The sequence below is a fragment of the Streptomyces celluloflavus genome (assembly GCA_000720995.1).
GTDB lineage: Bacteria > Actinomycetota > Actinomycetes > Streptomycetales > Streptomycetaceae > Streptomyces > Streptomyces celluloflavus.
In genome coordinates this window covers 150,793-165,079 of record JOEL01000011.1, presented here as the reverse complement: position 1 = coordinate 165,079, position 14,287 = coordinate 150,793, and the positions used below count along the sequence as shown (strand labels likewise).

Annotated in this window: 14 protein-coding genes and 1 tRNA gene; 2 read left to right on the top strand and 13 right to left on the bottom strand. The window is 68.3% G+C overall.

Going from position 1 to position 14,287, the window contains the following annotated elements; genetic code table 11:
- Positions 1-63 precede the first annotated feature (63 nt).
- The 9 genes from rpoB to IH09_RS12540 all read right to left on the bottom strand — a co-directional run bounded on the left by rpoB (position 64) and on the right by IH09_RS12540 (position 9,361).
- Positions 64-3,549, bottom strand: a complete 3,486-nt coding sequence (gene rpoB, locus IH09_RS12580; protein WP_052856260.1) for a DNA-directed RNA polymerase subunit beta — start codon at positions 3,547-3,549, stop codon at positions 64-66.
- A 626-nt stretch (positions 3,550-4,175) separates the two neighbouring features.
- Entirely contained in the window at positions 4,176-4,559 is a 384-nt protein-coding gene (gene rplL / locus IH09_RS12575; protein ID WP_052856259.1) for a 50S ribosomal protein L7/L12, read from the bottom strand.
- A gap of 81 nt (positions 4,560-4,640) precedes the next feature.
- A complete protein-coding gene (gene rplJ, locus IH09_RS12570; protein WP_052856258.1) occupies positions 4,641-5,192 on the bottom strand; it encodes a 50S ribosomal protein L10 in 552 nt (183 codons plus the stop codon).
- Between the two features lie 291 nt (positions 5,193-5,483).
- A complete protein-coding gene (locus tag IH09_RS12565; RefSeq protein WP_052856257.1) occupies positions 5,484-6,338 on the bottom strand; it encodes a hypothetical protein in 855 nt (284 codons plus the stop codon).
- A gap of 147 nt (positions 6,339-6,485) precedes the next feature.
- Positions 6,486-7,202, bottom strand: a complete 717-nt coding sequence (gene rplA, locus IH09_RS12560; protein WP_052856256.1) for a 50S ribosomal protein L1 — start codon at positions 7,200-7,202, stop codon at positions 6,486-6,488.
- Positions 7,203-7,308: 106 nt separating this feature from the next.
- The gene (gene rplK, locus IH09_RS12555) at positions 7,309-7,743 is read right to left on the bottom strand and encodes a 50S ribosomal protein L11 (protein ID WP_052856255.1); all 435 of its coding nucleotides are present in this window, start codon (positions 7,741-7,743) and stop codon (positions 7,309-7,311) included.
- Positions 7,744-7,911: 168 nt separating this feature from the next.
- Positions 7,912-8,811 (bottom strand): transcription termination/antitermination protein NusG, encoded by a 900-nt coding sequence (gene nusG / locus IH09_RS12550; protein ID WP_052856254.1) that lies wholly within the window; start codon positions 8,809-8,811, stop codon positions 7,912-7,914.
- 71 nt (positions 8,812-8,882) lie between these two features.
- Positions 8,883-9,179: a preprotein translocase subunit SecE gene (gene secE / locus IH09_RS12545; protein ID WP_052856253.1), complete on the bottom strand. Its 297-nt coding sequence runs from the start codon at positions 9,177-9,179 to the stop codon at positions 8,883-8,885.
- A 109-nt stretch (positions 9,180-9,288) separates the two neighbouring features.
- A tRNA-Trp gene (locus tag IH09_RS12540) sits at positions 9,289-9,361 on the bottom strand.
- Between the two features lie 179 nt (positions 9,362-9,540).
- On the opposite strand from IH09_RS12540, the gene IH09_RS12535 reads away from it, so the two are divergent.
- Together IH09_RS12535 and IH09_RS12530 are read left to right on the top strand one after the other, a co-directional pair.
- A complete protein-coding gene (locus tag IH09_RS12535; protein WP_052856252.1) occupies positions 9,541-10,779 on the top strand; it encodes a pyridoxal phosphate-dependent aminotransferase in 1,239 nt (412 codons plus the stop codon).
- A 177-nt stretch (positions 10,780-10,956) separates the two neighbouring features.
- Entirely contained in the window at positions 10,957-11,976 is a 1,020-nt protein-coding gene (locus IH09_RS12530; RefSeq protein WP_052856251.1) for an adenosine deaminase, read from the top strand.
- 22 nt (positions 11,977-11,998) lie between these two features.
- Here IH09_RS12530 and IH09_RS12525 read toward each other — a convergent pair whose 3' ends face one another.
- From IH09_RS12525 to rpmG, 4 genes are all read right to left on the bottom strand, one after another.
- Positions 11,999-13,054: a UDP-N-acetylmuramate dehydrogenase gene (locus IH09_RS12525; RefSeq protein ID WP_052856289.1), complete on the bottom strand. Its 1,056-nt coding sequence runs from the start codon at positions 13,052-13,054 to the stop codon at positions 11,999-12,001.
- Positions 13,055-13,116: 62 nt separating this feature from the next.
- Positions 13,117-13,551: a MaoC family dehydratase gene (locus tag IH09_RS12520; protein ID WP_052856250.1), complete on the bottom strand. Its 435-nt coding sequence runs from the start codon at positions 13,549-13,551 to the stop codon at positions 13,117-13,119.
- Position 13,552: 1 nt separating this feature from the next.
- A complete protein-coding gene (locus tag IH09_RS12515) occupies positions 13,553-14,005 on the bottom strand; it encodes a MaoC family dehydratase N-terminal domain-containing protein (RefSeq protein ID WP_052856249.1) in 453 nt (150 codons plus the stop codon).
- 88 nt (positions 14,006-14,093) lie between these two features.
- Complete coding sequence (rpmG, locus tag IH09_RS12510; protein WP_006604855.1) at positions 14,094-14,258, bottom strand: 50S ribosomal protein L33; 165 nt, start codon at positions 14,256-14,258, stop codon at positions 14,094-14,096.
- Between the last annotated feature and the right edge of the window lie 29 nt (positions 14,259-14,287).

Sequence of the window (14,287 nt, the reverse complement as noted above, 5' to 3'; positions counted from 1 at the left end):
CAATCATGGTCTGGGGGTCCGGGGTTAGCCGGGGCCTCCGTCAGGAGGCCCCGGCCAGACCCGTCAGACCTCTTCGACGCTGCTCGGCTCGCGCCGGGACAGGTCGATACCGAGCTCCTCCGCGGCGCGGAAGACGTCCTCGTCGGTGTCCCGCATCTCGATGGACATACCGTCCGAGGACAGCACCTCCACGTTGAGGCACAGGGACTGCATCTCCTTGATGAGCACCTTGAAGGATTCGGGAATGCCGGGCTCGGGGATGTTCTCGCCCTTGACGATGGCCTCGTAGACCTTCACGCGGCCGGTCACGTCGTCGGACTTGATCGTCAGCAGCTCCTGGAGGGCGTACGCGGCGCCATAAGCCTCCAGCGCCCACACCTCCATCTCTCCGAAGCGCTGGCCACCGAACTGGGCCTTACCACCCAGCGGCTGCTGGGTGATCATCGAGTACGGACCGGTCGACCGCGCGTGCAGCTTGTCGTCGACCAGGTGGTGCAGCTTGAGGATGTACATGTACCCGATCGAGATCGGGTCCGGGAACGGCTCACCGGAGCGGCCGTCGAACAGCCGCGCCTTGCCGGAGCCCTTCACCATGCGCTCGCCGTCGCGGTTCGGGATCGTCGACTCGAAGAGTCCGGAGATCTCGTCCTCGCGCGCACCGTCGAACACCGGGGTGGCGACGTTGGAGCCGGGGGCGACCTCGTCGGCGGAGATGGCGTGGAGGCGCTTCTTCCAGTCCTGGTCGTCACCCTCGACCTTCCAGCCCTGGCTGGCGAGCCAGCCGAGGTGGATCTCCAGGACCTGTCCCGGGTTCATTCGGGACGGGACACCCAGCGGGTTGAGGATGATGTCGACCGGGGTGCCGTCCTCCAGGAACGGCATGTCCTCGACCGGCAGGATCTTCGAGATGACGCCCTTGTTGCCGTGCCGGCCGGCGAGCTTGTCGCCGTCGGTGATCTTGCGCTTCTGGGCGACGTAGACGCGGACCAGCTGGTTCACGCCCGGGGGCAGCTCGTCGCCCTCTTCGCGGTCGAAGACGCGGACGCCGATGACCTTGCCGATCTCACCGTGCGGCACCTTCAGCGAGGTGTCGCGCACCTCGCGCGCCTTCTCACCGAAGATCGCGCGCAGCAGGCGCTCCTCGGGGGTCAGCTCGGTCTCACCCTTGGGCGTGACCTTGCCGACGAGGATGTCGCCGGCCACGACCTCGGCACCGATACGGATGATGCCGCGCTCGTCGAGGTCCGAGAGGACCTCCTCGGAGACGTTCGGGATGTCCCGGGTGATCTCCTCCGGGCCGAGCTTGGTGTCACGGGCGTCGACCTCGTGCTCCTCGATGTGGATCGAGGAGAGGACGTCGTCCTGCACGAGGCGCTGCGACAGGATGATCGCGTCCTCGTAGTTGTGGCCCTCCCACGGCATGAACGCCACGAGCAGGTTCTTGCCGAGCGCCATCTCGCCTTCGTCCGTGGACGGACCGTCGGCGAGGACCTGGCCCTCGATGACCCGCGCGCCCTCGTCCACGACGACCTTCTGGTTGAAGGAGGTGCCCTGGTTGGAGCGGGTGAACTTCGCGACGCGGTACGTGGTGTACGTGCCGTCGTCGTTGGCGACGGTGACGTAGTCCGCGGAGACCTCCTGGACCACACCGTCCTTCTCCGCCTTGATGACGTCACCGGCGTCGACCGCGCAGCGGTACTCCATACCGGTGCCGACCAGCGGGGACTCCGCCTTGATCAGCGGAACCGCCTGGCGCATCATGTTCGATCCCATGAGCGCGCGGTTGGCGTCGTCGTGCTCCAGGAACGGGATCATGGCGGTCGCCGCCGACACCATCTGGCGCGGCGAGACGTCCATGAAGTCGACCTCTTCGGCGGTGACGAGGTCGACCTCGCCGCCACGGCGGCGGACCAGCACACGCTGCTCGGCGAACCGCATGTCCTCGGTCAGCGGCGCGTTGGCCTGCGCGATCAGGAAGCGGTCCTCCTCATCGGCGGTGAGGTAGTCCACCTCCTCGGTGACCTGGCCGTCGACGACCTTGCGGTACGGCGTCTCGATGAAGCCGAAGACGTTGACCCGGCCGTACGAGGCGAGCGAGCCGATCAGACCGATGTTCGGGCCTTCCGGCGTCTCGATCGGGCACATGCGGCCGTAGTGCGAGGGGTGCACGTCACGGACGTCCAGGCCGGCCCGCTCACGCGAGAGACCACCCGGGCCGAGCGCCGACAGACGGCGCTTGTGGGTCAGACCCGACAGCGGGTTGGTCTGGTCCATGAACTGGGACAGCTGGCTGGTGCCGAAGAACTCCTTGATGGAGGCGACGACCGGCCGGATGTTGATCAGGGTCTGCGGCGTGATCGCCTCGACGTCCTGGGTGGTCATGCGCTCGCGCACGACGCGCTCCATCCGCGCCAGACCCGTGCGGACCTGGTTCTGGATGAGCTCGCCGACGTTGCGCAGACGGCGGTTGCCGAAGTGGTCGATGTCGTCGGTCTCGACGACGATCGTCCGGCCGGACTCGCCGGTCGTCTCGGTCTCACCGGCGTGCAGCTTGACCAGGTACTTGATCGTCGCGATGACGTCGTCCGTGGTGAGCACGCCGGCGTCCAGCGGCTCGTCGCCGCCGAGCTTCTTGTTGACCTTGTAGCGGCCGACCTTCGCGAGGTCGTAGCGCTTCGGGTTGAAGTAGAGGTTCTCCAGCAGCGTCTGCGCGGCCTCACGGGTCGGCGGCTCGCCCGGACGCAGCTTGCGGTAGATGTCCAGCAGCGCGTCGTCCTGGCCCTGGGTGTGGTCCTTCTCCAGGGTGGCGCGCATGGACTCGTACTCGCCGAACTCCTCCAGGATCTGCTCGGTCGTCCAGCCGAGAGCCTTGAGCAGAACGGTGACGGACTGCTTGCGCTTGCGGTCGATGCGGACACCGACCATGTCGCGCTTGTCGATCTCCAGCTCCAGCCAGGCACCACGGGACGGGATGACCTTGGCCGAGAAGATGTCCTTGTCGGACGTCTTGTCGATGGAGCTGTCGAAGTAGACGCCCGGCGAGCGGACCAGCTGCGAGACGACGACACGCTCGGTGCCGTTGATGCAGAAGGTGCCCTTGTTCGTCATGAGCGGGAAGTCGCCCATGAAGACCGTCTGGGACTTGATCTCGCCGGTCTCGTTGTTGGTGAACTCGGCGGTGACGAAGAGCGGAGCCGCGTACGTGAAGTCGCGCTCCTTGCACTCGTCGATGGAGTTCTTCGGGGGCTCGAAGCGGTGGTCGCGGAACGTCAGCGACATCGACCCGGAGAAGTCTTCGATCGGCGAGATCTCTTCAAAGATCTCTTCGAGACCGGACTTGGTGGGGACTTCCTGCCCACTCTCCAGCGCAGCCTCGACGCGACCCTTCCATGCGGCATTGCCGAGCAGCCAGTCGAAGCTTTCGGTCTGCAGCGCAAGGAGGTTCGGAACCCCGAGGGGCTCCTTGATCTTCGCAAAGGAGATGCGCAGCGGGGCGGTGCTGTCGCCGTTGTTCGTATTGGCAGTCGAGGCGTTGCGCGAGGCGGCCAAGAGGGGGTCCTTCCGAGGGCTCGGACTCACTACGCGCGTACCGGTCCCGAATCGAGCGATCTAGGGAAGGCCCAGGTCAGGGCGGATCTTCCGGCAGTGCTCGGGCTCGGGCATGCCCCTGGTGACGGGCAGGGAGCAGCTAACAGGCAGCGCAAAGGGTCAGTGTAGCCACTTGGCACACTGATGTCCAGAGCGAGATTCCGGAGACCGGTTCAGCACCGTGATACCGATCTTCTCCCTCCGGGAGGTAACACCCTCCGATCCGGAGGAGTCCCTCGTTGTTCTTCTCTTCGCCCAATGCCCTGCGCCTGCCGAAAGCCCTGCGCCAGTGGCGCACACCGATGCTTCCCTCTTCGTCGGCGATCCATGCCTCGGACCCTGGATCGCTTCTGCGCCGCGTCCCGAGAATTGCGCGCCACGACCGGTTCGTCAAGGCCCCTCGCCTCCGGAGAGATCGTCACACGGGGCGCGTCCGGGCAACGAAGATCACCATACTCGCACTCCGGCCCGAGGCAACGCAGCCGTGGCGAGCACGCCGAAGGGCGACCACCCGCATGGGTGATCGCCCTTCGCTGTGTCCCGGGGCGCCTGAGGCGCTCAGAACGTGAGTCGGAGACTCAGTGAGGTCACTTGACCTCGACGGACGCGCCGGCGCCCTTGAGGGACTCGGCGGCCTTCTCCGCGGCGGCCTTGTCGACCTTCTCCAGGACGGGCTTCGGGGTGCCGTCGACGAGGTCCTTGGCCTCCTTCAGGCCCAGGGAGGTCAGCTCACGCACGACCTTGATGACCTGGATCTTCTTGTCACCGGCGCCGGTGAGGATGACGTCGAACTCGTCCTGCTCCTCGACCTCGGCGGCGGCCGGGGCGCCCGGGGCACCCGCGGCGACGGCGACCGGGGCGGCAGCCTCGACGTCGAACTTCTCCTCGAACGCCTTCACGAACTCGGAGAGCTCGATGAGGGTCATGTCCGCGAACTGCGCGAGCAGGTCTTCCTGGCTGAGCTTCGCCATGGTGGCGGTCCTTCCACTAATTCGGCTGGTGCCGGATGTACATGTCGGCGGGCGTACGGGCCCGCTGGACTACGGGGTGGGTTACTCCGCAGCCTCGGCGGGAGCCGGCGTACCGGCACCGCCCTGCTCGACCTTGCTGCGAAGCGCGTCCGCGGTGCGGACGAACTTCGTGAGCGGGGCCTGGAAGGTCGCCGCGGCCTTGGCCATGGACGCCTTCATGCCACCCGCCAGCTTGGCGAGCAGAACCTCGCGGGACTCGAGGTCCGCAAGCTTCTTGATCTCGTCGGCGGTCAGCGCCTTGCCATCAAGGACACCGCCCTTGATGACGAGATTCGGGTTCTCCTTGGCGAAGTCACGAAGACCCTTCGCCGCCGTGACCGGGTCACCGGTGACGAAGGCGACAGCGGTCGAGCCCTTGAAGTGCTCGTCCAGCTGAATCCCGGCCTCATTGGCCGCAATCTTGGTCAGCGTGTTCTTCACCACACGGTACTGAGCGTTCTCACCGAGCGAACGACGCAGCTGCTTGAGCTGCGCAACGGTAAGACCGGTGTACGCGGTCACTACAGCAGCGTTGGAGTTGCGGAACTTGTCCGTGATGTCCTCGACGGCTGTGACCTTGTCGGGCCTCGCCATGAGCCTCGGCCTCCTTCCGGGTGATGAGGACCGCGCAGAAGGGGCTGGGCAAAACAAACGCCCCGGCGCAGGCGCACGGGGCGTGACTCGACCAGACATACATCCAGGAGTTCATCCACACATACCTGCGCAGGCCGTCCGCAGCTAGCGGATCCTTCGGCCACCGTACGCCCGAGATCAGGCGCACAGAGACAACCAGCGGTCTTTGGCTTCTCGCACACGGTACGGGAGCGGCCCGCGCTCAGGCAAATCGGCCGAGAGGGGGCGCCGGCGACGACGCCCCCGGTGCGGCTAGCCGGCCACCTTGTCGAAGTCCACGGTCTCGCTCGCCGGCGGCTCGGTCACCGCGACCTTGGTGCCGTAGTCCGAGTAGTACACCATCGAGTCGAAGGCGCTCGCCATGCTGTCGCTCCGCTCGCGCTTCTTGACCAGCAGGTTCTCCGAGTCGATCCAGAGATCGATGGTCTCGCTCTCCCTGCCGGTCTGCTGCATCTGCTGCTGGAGCGCCTTGCGGTCCGCCTCGCTGAAGGACTTGGACTGCATACGGGTCAGCTCGGACACCGTGAGCGTGCCGGTGTAGCGGGTCGCCTGGACACCGCGTACGTCCTCTTTGCCGGCTTCCTTGACCTTGCCCGAGGCGATCAGCAGCTCGACCGCGCGGGTCGGGTTGTTGTTCTGCATCTGGTCCTTGAGCAGCGCGCCGGCCGGGCCCAGCTTCCGCGTCAGGGCGTCGTAGTCGTACTTCACCCAGGACTTGCCGCCCACCGGCAGACCGGCCGCGCCCATGTTCATGTACATCGCCTGCGGCGTGTAGAGCGCCTTGACGGGCTTCCCGGCCACCGGGGACTGCCCGCCCGCCTGGGTGATGTCGACGTCCATCCGCATGCCCTGGGACCAGTCCAGCGCGCCCTTCATGGACTGCGTCGACGGGCCGTTCTTGACCGTGCCCTCGACCTTCGCGGACTTCTTGCCGTCCGTCTGCTGCGAGGCCGTCCGCAGCGAGGCCAGCGCGAGCTCGAGCGGAGACTTCTTCACCACCGCCGTGTCCGACGCCGCTTCGCCTCCGCCCTTGCCACCGCCACAGGCCGTCAGACCCGCCATCACCACGACGCCTGCCACAGCGGCGACCATTCGCTTGTTACGCATGTGAGGCTCCCCCTTTACATCTCTTTTATGGACCTCGGGGGCGACTGTAGCCGAGGGCACCGACACCGAACGCGTCAGACCCCGCTCCCTGACGGGGAGCGGGGTCTGACGGCAATGTCACGCGCTACGAGGCGCCGATCGGCGAGATCAGACGGCTTCGTCCTCGACGAGGAGGTTGCGGGTGCGGTTGGCGTCCAGCGGGATGCCAGGGCCCATCGTGGTGGTGATGGTGGCCTTCTTGATGTAGCGGCCCTTGGCGGCCGACGGCTTCAGACGGAAGATCTCGTCCAGCGCCGCGGCGTAGTTCTCCACCAGCTTGGTCTCGTCGAAGGAGACCTTGCCGATGATGAAGTGGAGGTTCGCGTGCTTGTCCACGCGGAACTCGATCTTGCCGCCCTTGATGTCGTTGACGGCCTTGACGACATCCGGGGTGACCGTGCCGGTCTTCGGGTTCGGCATCAGACCACGCGGGCCGAGCACGCGGCCGAGGCGGCCGACCTTGCCCATGAGCTCCGGGGTGGCGACGACGGCGTCGAAGTCCAGGCGGCCCTTGGCCACCTCGTCGATCAGTTCGTCCGAGCCGACGATGTCGGCGCCGGCGGCTTCCGCGGCCGCAGCACGGTCACCGGTCGCGAAGACCAGGACCCGGGCGGTCTTACCGGTGCCGTGCGGGAGGTTCACGGTGCCACGGACCATCTGGTCGGCCTTGCGCGGGTCGACACCCAGACGCATGGCGACCTCGACGGTCGCGTCGAACTTGACGGACGAGGTGTCCTTGGCGATACGGACGGCTTCGAGCGGGGCGTACAGACGCTCCGAGTCGATCTTCGCGTCCGCGTTGCGAAGAGTCTTGCTGCGCTTCACTGCTGCTCCTGAACAGTTGCGTCCACCCGGCTGCCGCCGGATGGCGGATGGAGTCGTGGTGCGGGCCAGCGCCTGGCCCTGCCACGGGGTGCCTACGAGGTGGCGGTCAGCCCTCGACCGTGACGCCCATGGAACGGGCGGTGCCGGCGATGATCTTCACCGCGGCGTCCAGGTCGTTGGCGTTCAGGTCGGGCATCTTGGTCGTGGCGATCTCGCGCACCTGGGCGCCGGTGATCTTGGCGACCTTCTTGGTGTGCGGCTCGCCGGAGCCCTTGTCCACGCCCGCGGCCTTCAGGATCAGCTTCGCGGCCGGCGGAGTCTTCGTGACGAAGGTGAAGGAGCGGTCTTCGTAGACCGTGATCTCCACCGGCACGACCATGCCACGCTGCGACTCGGTCGCGGCGTTGTAGGCCTTGCAGAACTCCATGATGTTGACGCCGTGCTGGCCCAGCGCGGGGCCGACCGGCGGAGCCGGGTTCGCGGCACCGGCCTGGATCTGGAGCTTGATGAGCCCCGTGACCTTCTTCTTCTTGGGAGGCATGCTCTCTCCGGGTCCTAGTGAGAGTTGTTTCGCCTCATCATCCGGTCATCCGGATGGAGGCATACCGCACAACGATAACGGGTATGGTCCTGCGGCCAAAAACCGAGCAGGTCAGAAGGGCTCCAAGAGCCCGTCTGACCTGTGCGGTGGCTGTTGGTCCGGAAGAACCTAGTTCTTCTGGATCTGGTCGAAGCTGAGCTCGACCGGGGTCTCGCGGCCGAAGATCTCGACGAGGCCCTTGACCTTCTTCGAGTCGGCGTTGATCTCGTTGATGGTCGCCTGGAGCGTCGCGAACGGACCGTCGGTGACGGTGACGGAGTCGCCCACCTCGAAGTCCAGCACCTGGACCTCGACCTTGCGGGACGGCGCCGGCCTGCCCTCGGCCGCGGCGGCCTCCTTGGCGGCCTTCTCCTCGGCCTCCGGGGCGAGCATCTTGACGATCTCGTCCAGCGTCAGCGGGTACGGGTCGTATGCGTTGCCGACGAAGCCGGTGACACCCGGCGTGTTGCGGACGACGCCCCAGGACTCATTCGTCAGGTCCATGCGCACCAGCACATAGCCCGGGAGCTTGTTCTGGCGGACCGTACGGCGGTCACCGTTCTTGATCTGGACGACCTCTTCCTGCGGCACCTCGGCCTGGAAGATGTAGTCCTCGACGTTCAGCGAGACGGCGCGCTGTTCGAGGTTGGTCTTCACGCGGTTCTCGTAGCCCGCGTAGGTGTGGATGACGTACCACTCACCGGGGAGGGTGCGCAGCTCGTCACGGAGGGCGGCCACCGGGTCGACCGGCTCCGGCTCCTCCTCCACGGGCTCCGCGGACTCGTCCTCGGCTGCCTCGCCGGCGGCCTCGTCCTCGTCCGCCGCCTCGTCCTCGACGTGCATCGCGGCTTCCTCGGCGGGCTCGCCGGCAGCAGCTTCCTCGGCGTCGAGCTCGTCGGCACCGTCGGCGTTCTCGACGATCTCCAGAGCGGTGTCGTCGCCCTCGACCTCGGCCGAGACGGCCGCGTCAACGTCGGCCTCTGCAGCCGCGACGGGCTCGGCGGCGTCGTTCAGGTTCGGGTCAGACACGTGGCTGCTTCTTCCTTGCTTCAAGGGGTTGAACATGCGAAAAGGCGCCCGCTGAGACGCCCTCCGCGGGGTCAGCCGAAGACGTACCCGACGACTCGGTTGATTCCCAAGTCAATCACGGTTACGAGACCGATGATGATGACAACGAAGACGATCACCACGGAGGTGTACGTCGTCAGCTGGTTGCGGGTGGGCCAGACGACCTTGCGGAGCTCCGCCACAACCTGGCGGTAGAAAAGCGCAAGACGCGCGAAGGGGCCCTTTTTGCCACGCTTGCCGCCACGACGGGGCTTCTTCTCGGATTCCGCGGCTTCGTCCTCGGAACGACCGCGCTCAGGCATGTCGATGGAGCCCAGGGCGTCCGTCACTCGTCCTCACCTGAATCCGGGTCGTGGCCGTGCCGCGCCCGGTAGAGCCGCACGGCGGTGCATTTCAGTACGTACGCGTGCACGCACCTTGGTGAAGAAGTGCGTGTAGCAGGGCCGGAGGGACTTGAACCCCCAACCGCTGGTTTTGGAGACCAGTGCTCTACCAATTGAGCTACGACCCTTTGCAGTCCCCCAACCTACCGCATACGGCCGACCGCACTGGGTGCGTGAGCCGCGGCGACCTGATGGGAGCCAACGGTCAGCGAGTGTACGTGCTTCGGGGCCGGGCGTCGAACAGGAGGCCCCGGGCCGGTCCACAACCCGTGTGCCGGGCCCTCCGGCGTTCTGGGACGATGCCTGTATGAGCGCTGCCACACCTTCCGCACCGTCCCCCGCCGACCGACGGGTTTCGGCCCGCATCGGGGCGATCTCCGAGTCCGCGACCCTCGCCGTCGACGCCAAGGCGAAGGCTCTGAAGGCCGCCGGCCGTCCGGTGATCGGCTTCGGCGCGGGTGAGCCCGATTTCCCCACGCCCGACTACATCGTCGAGGCGGCCGTCGAAGCCTGCCGCAACCCGAAGTACCACCGCTACACCCCGGCCGGCGGCCTCCCCGAGCTGCGGTCCGCGATCGCCGCCAAGACGCTGCGTGACTCCGGCTACGCGGTCGAGGCCGCGAACGTCCTGGTCACCAACGGCGGCAAGCAGGCCATCTACGAGGCGTTCGCGGCGATCCTCGACCCGGGCGACGAGGTCATCGTCCCGGCGCCGTACTGGACCACCTACCCCGAGTCGATCCGCCTCGCGGGCGGCGTACCGGTGGAGGTCGTGGCGGACGAGACGACCGGCTACCGCGTGTCGGTGGAGCAGCTGGAGGCCGCCCGCACGGAGCGCACCAAGGTGCTGCTGTTCGTGTCGCCGTCCAACCCGACCGGCGCGGTGTACACCCGCGACCAGGTCGAGGCCGTCGGCCGCTGGGCCGCCGAGCACGGCCTGTGGGTGCTGACCGACGAGATCTACGAGCACCTGGTCTACGGCGACGCCGAGTTCTCCTCGCTGCCGGTGGTCGTCCCCGAGCTGCGCGACAAGTGCATCGTCGTCAACGGTGTGGCGAAGACCTACGCGATGACCGGCTGGCGCGTCGGGTGGGCGATCGGCCCCAAGGACGTCATCAAGGCCGCCGCGAACCTCCAGTCGCACGCCACCTCCAACGTCTCCAACGTCGCGCAGATCGCGGCCCTCGCGGCGGTCACCGGCGATCTCACGGCCGTCGAGGAGATGAAGGTCGCCTTCGACCGGCGGCGGCGCACGATCGTGCGGATGCTCAACGAGATCGACGGTGTGCTGTGCCCGGAGCCGGAGGGCGCGTTCTACGCCTACCCGTCCGTGAAGGGCGTGCTGGGCAAGGAGATCCGCGGCAAGCGCCCGCAGTCCAGCGTCGAGCTGGCGGAGCTCATCCTGGAGGAGGCAGAGGTCGCGGTCGTCCCGGGCGAAGCCTTCGGCACCCCCGGCTACCTGCGGCTCTCGTACGCGCTCGGCGACGAGGACCTGGTCGAGGGCGTTTCGCGGATCCAGAAGCTGCTGGCCGAGGCCACGGCGTGAGCCGGCCTCCCGCGGCGGCCGTCCGGCGCCCCGGGAGCTGACCGTCGCGAGCGGGCGCCCGGGGCATGCCGGGCGCCCGTTTCCGTGCCCCGGCGGGCGCCCGCTCGCGTGTTCTGCCGGGCATCCCTTTGGAAAAGGCCCTACCGGCGCGGCGGGTGCGTGCGGCAAGATCTCCGGATGGAGAGCGTTCGTGATGTGCGTCGATTGCCGAAAGCCCACCTGCACCTGCATTTCACGGGTTCGATGCGGGCCACGACCCTGCTGGAGCTCGCCGACAAGTACGGCGTCCATCTGCCGGAGGCGCTCCGCAGCGGTGAGCCGCCCCGGCTGCGCGCCACGGACGAGCGGGGCTGGTTCCGCTTCCAGCGGCTGTACGACATCGCACGGTCGTGTCTGCGCTCGCCCGAGGACCTCCAGCGGCTGGTGCGCGAGGCCGCCGAGGAGGACGTCCGCGACGGCTCCGGGTGGCTGGAGATCCAGGTCGATCCGACCTCGTACGCACCGCGGCTCGGCGGGCTGATCCCGGCGCTGGAGATCATCCTGGACGCGGTCCGCGGCGCCTCCGCGGCCACCGGTCTGGGCATCCGCGTGGTGGTCGCCGCGAACCGTATGAAGCACCCGCTGGACGCCCGGACGCTGGCCCGGCTGGCGGTGCGCTACGCCGACGAGGGTGTCGTCGGCTTCGGCCTCTCCAACGACGAACGGCGGGGCTTCGCCCGGGACTTCGACCGCGCCTTCGCCATCGCCCGGGACGGCGGTCTGCTGGCCGCGCCGCACGGCGGCGAGCTGGCGGGCCCGGCGAGCGTGCGGGACTGCCTGGACGATCTGCACGCCGGCCGGATCGGGCACGGCGTCCGGGCCGTGGAGGACCCCGTACTGCTGAACCGGCTGGCGTCGCGGGGGGTGACCTGCGAGGTGTGCCCGGCGTCGAATGTGGCGCTGGGGGTGTACGAGAAGCCGGAGGACGTACCGCTGCGGACGCTCTTCGACGCCGGGGTGCCGATGGCGCTGGGCGCGGACGACCCGCTGCTGTTCGGCGCCCGGCTGGCCGCGCAGTACGAGATCGCCCGCCGCACACACGGCTTCACCGACGCCGAGCTGGCCGAGCTGGCCCGGCAGTCCGTCCGCGGCTCCCGGGCCCCGCAGGACGAACAGCAGCGCCTGCTGACCGGCATCGACGCCTGGCTGGCGGCCTGACGGCCGGGCCGCCGCCGTTCTCCTACAGGCTGACGCCCACCGTCACCGGCTCGTTGACGAGCAGCACGCCGAAGGCCGCGTGCACGCCGTCGCGGACCTCGCGGGCCAGTGCGAGGAGGTCCTCGGTGGTGGCCGCGCCGCGGTTGGTGAGCGCGAGGGTGTGCTTGGTGGAGATCCTGGCCGGGCCGCTGCCGTAGCCCTTGGTGAAGCCGGCCCGGTCGATCAGCCAGGCCGCGGAGGTCTTCACCCGGGAGTCGCCGTCCGGGAAGCCGGGCGGGGTGACGTCCGGGCCGAGGCGGTCCTGGACGCGGCGGACGAAGGCGGCGTGCTCGGCCTCGGTGAGGATCGGGTTGGTGAAGAAGGAGCCGGCCGACCAGGTGTCGTGGTCCGCGGCGTCCAGCACCATGCCCTTGCCGGCCCGCAGCGCGAGGACGGTCTCCCGCGCCTTGGCGGCCGGGACGCGGTCGCCCGCCCCGACGCCGAGGGCGCGGGCCGTCTCGGGGTACTTCAGGGGCGCGGAGAGGCCGCCGGCGTCTTCCAGGGCGAAGCGCACGCGCAGCACGACGAACCGGTGGGGGTCCTGCTTGAAGCGACTGTGGCGGTAGGAGAAGCCGCAGTCCGCGTTGCGGAGCGTGACGGTCTCCTCGGCGCGCCGGTCGTAGGCGACGACCTCGCTGATGGTGGCGGACACCTCCTGGCCGTACGCCCCGACGTTCTGGATCGGGGTGGCCCCCGCGGAGCCCGGGATGCCGGCCAGGCACTCGATACCGGCCAGTCCGGCGGCGACCGCACGGGCCACCGCGTCGGACCAGTTCTCGCCGGCCGCCAGCGTCAGGTTCGTCCCGTCGAGCGCGAACCCGCGGGTGGCGATGCGCAGTGCGGTGCCCTCGAAGCCCTTGTCGCCGATGACGAGGTTGCTGCCGCCGCCGATGATCAGCAGCGGAGTGCCGGTGTCGTCGGCTTCGCGGACGGCGGCGATGACCTCGTCGTCGGTGGTGGCCGTGACCAGGCGCCGCGCCGGGCCGCCGAGGCGGAAGGTGGTCAGCGGGGCGAGAGGGGCGTCGTGGAGTTCCTGCACGCGCACAAGAGTACGGGGGCGGTCCGGCCGTCCCCAGCCGGACCGCCCCCGGCGGCAACGCTTCAGGCGAGGCGGACGACGGCGCGGGACATGCCCAGCACCTTCTGGCCCGCGCTGGTCGCGGTGAGGTCGACGCGGACCGTCCGGGCCTCGTCGTCCAGCTTGGCCGCGACCTTGGCGCTGACCTCGATCAGCGCGCCGGTCTCGTCGTCGGGGACGATGACGGGCTTGGTGAACCGCACGCCGTACTCGGCGACGGCGCCCGGGTCACCGGTCCAGTCGGTGACCACCCGGATCGCCTCGGCCATCGTGAACATGCCGTGCGCGATGACGTCCGGCAGCCCGACCTCCTTGGCGAACTTCTCGTTCCAGTGGATCGGGTTGAAGTCGCCGGAGGCGCCCGCGTACCGGACGAGCGTGGCGCGGCTCACCGGAAAGGACTGGGCGGGGAGTTCGGTGCCGACCTCGACATCGTCGTAGGAGATCTTCGCGGTCATCTCAGGCCCCCTCGGCGGCGCGGGCCACCAGCTTGGTGAAGGCGGTCACGACGTGTTCGCCCGCCTCGTCGTGCACCTCACCCCGGATATCGAGGATGTCGTTGCCCGCCATGGACCTGACCGCCTCGATGGTGGAGGTGACGGTCAGCCGGTCGCCGCTGCGCACCGGGCGGGTGTAGGCGAACCTCTGGTCGCCGTGCACCACCCGGTTGTAGTCGAGCCCGAGCTGCGGGTCCTCGATGACCTGCCCCGCGGCCCTGAATGTGATCGCGAACACAAAGGTCGGCGGTGCGATCACCTCGGGGTGACCGAGCGCCTTGGCCGCTTCGGTGTCGGTATAAGCGGGGTTGGTGTCGCCGATCGCCGCGGCGAATTCGCGGATCTTCTCCCGACCGACCTCGTACGGCTCGGTGGGCGGGTACGTGCGACCTACAAATGACTGGTCGAGAGCCATGGGCCTCGCAACCTCCCTGTCCTGATGCGGTGATAACGCCGTGAGGCCGCCCCCATCGGATGGGGACGGCCTCACGGACGAGCCTGTGTTATCGCGTCTCGCGGTGCGCGGTGTGCGAGTTGCAACGAGGGCAGTGCTTCTTCATCTCAAGACGGTCCGGGTCGTTACGCCGGTTCTTCTTGGTGATGTAGTTCCGCTCCTTGCACTCCACGCAGGCCAGCGTGATCTTCGGGCGGACGTCGGTGGCAGCCACGTGAGTGCTCCTTGACGGACAAATGGACG

Coding starts and splice junctions, on each gene's coding strand:
- rplL (WP_052856259.1), bottom strand. CDS start 4,559: ATGGCGAAGCTCAGCCAGGAAGACCTGCTCGCGCAGTTCGCGGACATG.
- rplJ (WP_052856258.1), bottom strand. CDS start 5,192: ATGGCGAGGCCCGACAAGGTCACAGCCGTCGAGGACATCACGGACAAG.
- IH09_RS12565 (WP_052856257.1), bottom strand. CDS start 6,338: ATGCGTAACAAGCGAATGGTCGCCGCTGTGGCAGGCGTCGTGGTGATG.
- rplK (WP_052856255.1), bottom strand. CDS start 7,743: ATGCCTCCCAAGAAGAAGAAGGTCACGGGGCTCATCAAGCTCCAGATC.
- IH09_RS12535 (WP_052856252.1), top strand. CDS start 9,541: ATGAGCGCTGCCACACCTTCCGCACCGTCCCCCGCCGACCGACGGGTT.
- IH09_RS12530 (WP_052856251.1), top strand. CDS start 10,957: ATGGAGAGCGTTCGTGATGTGCGTCGATTGCCGAAAGCCCACCTGCAC.
- IH09_RS12520 (WP_052856250.1), bottom strand. CDS start 13,551: ATGACCGCGAAGATCTCCTACGACGATGTCGAGGTCGGCACCGAACTC.
- IH09_RS12515 (WP_052856249.1), bottom strand. CDS start 14,005: ATGGCTCTCGACCAGTCATTTGTAGGTCGCACGTACCCGCCCACCGAG.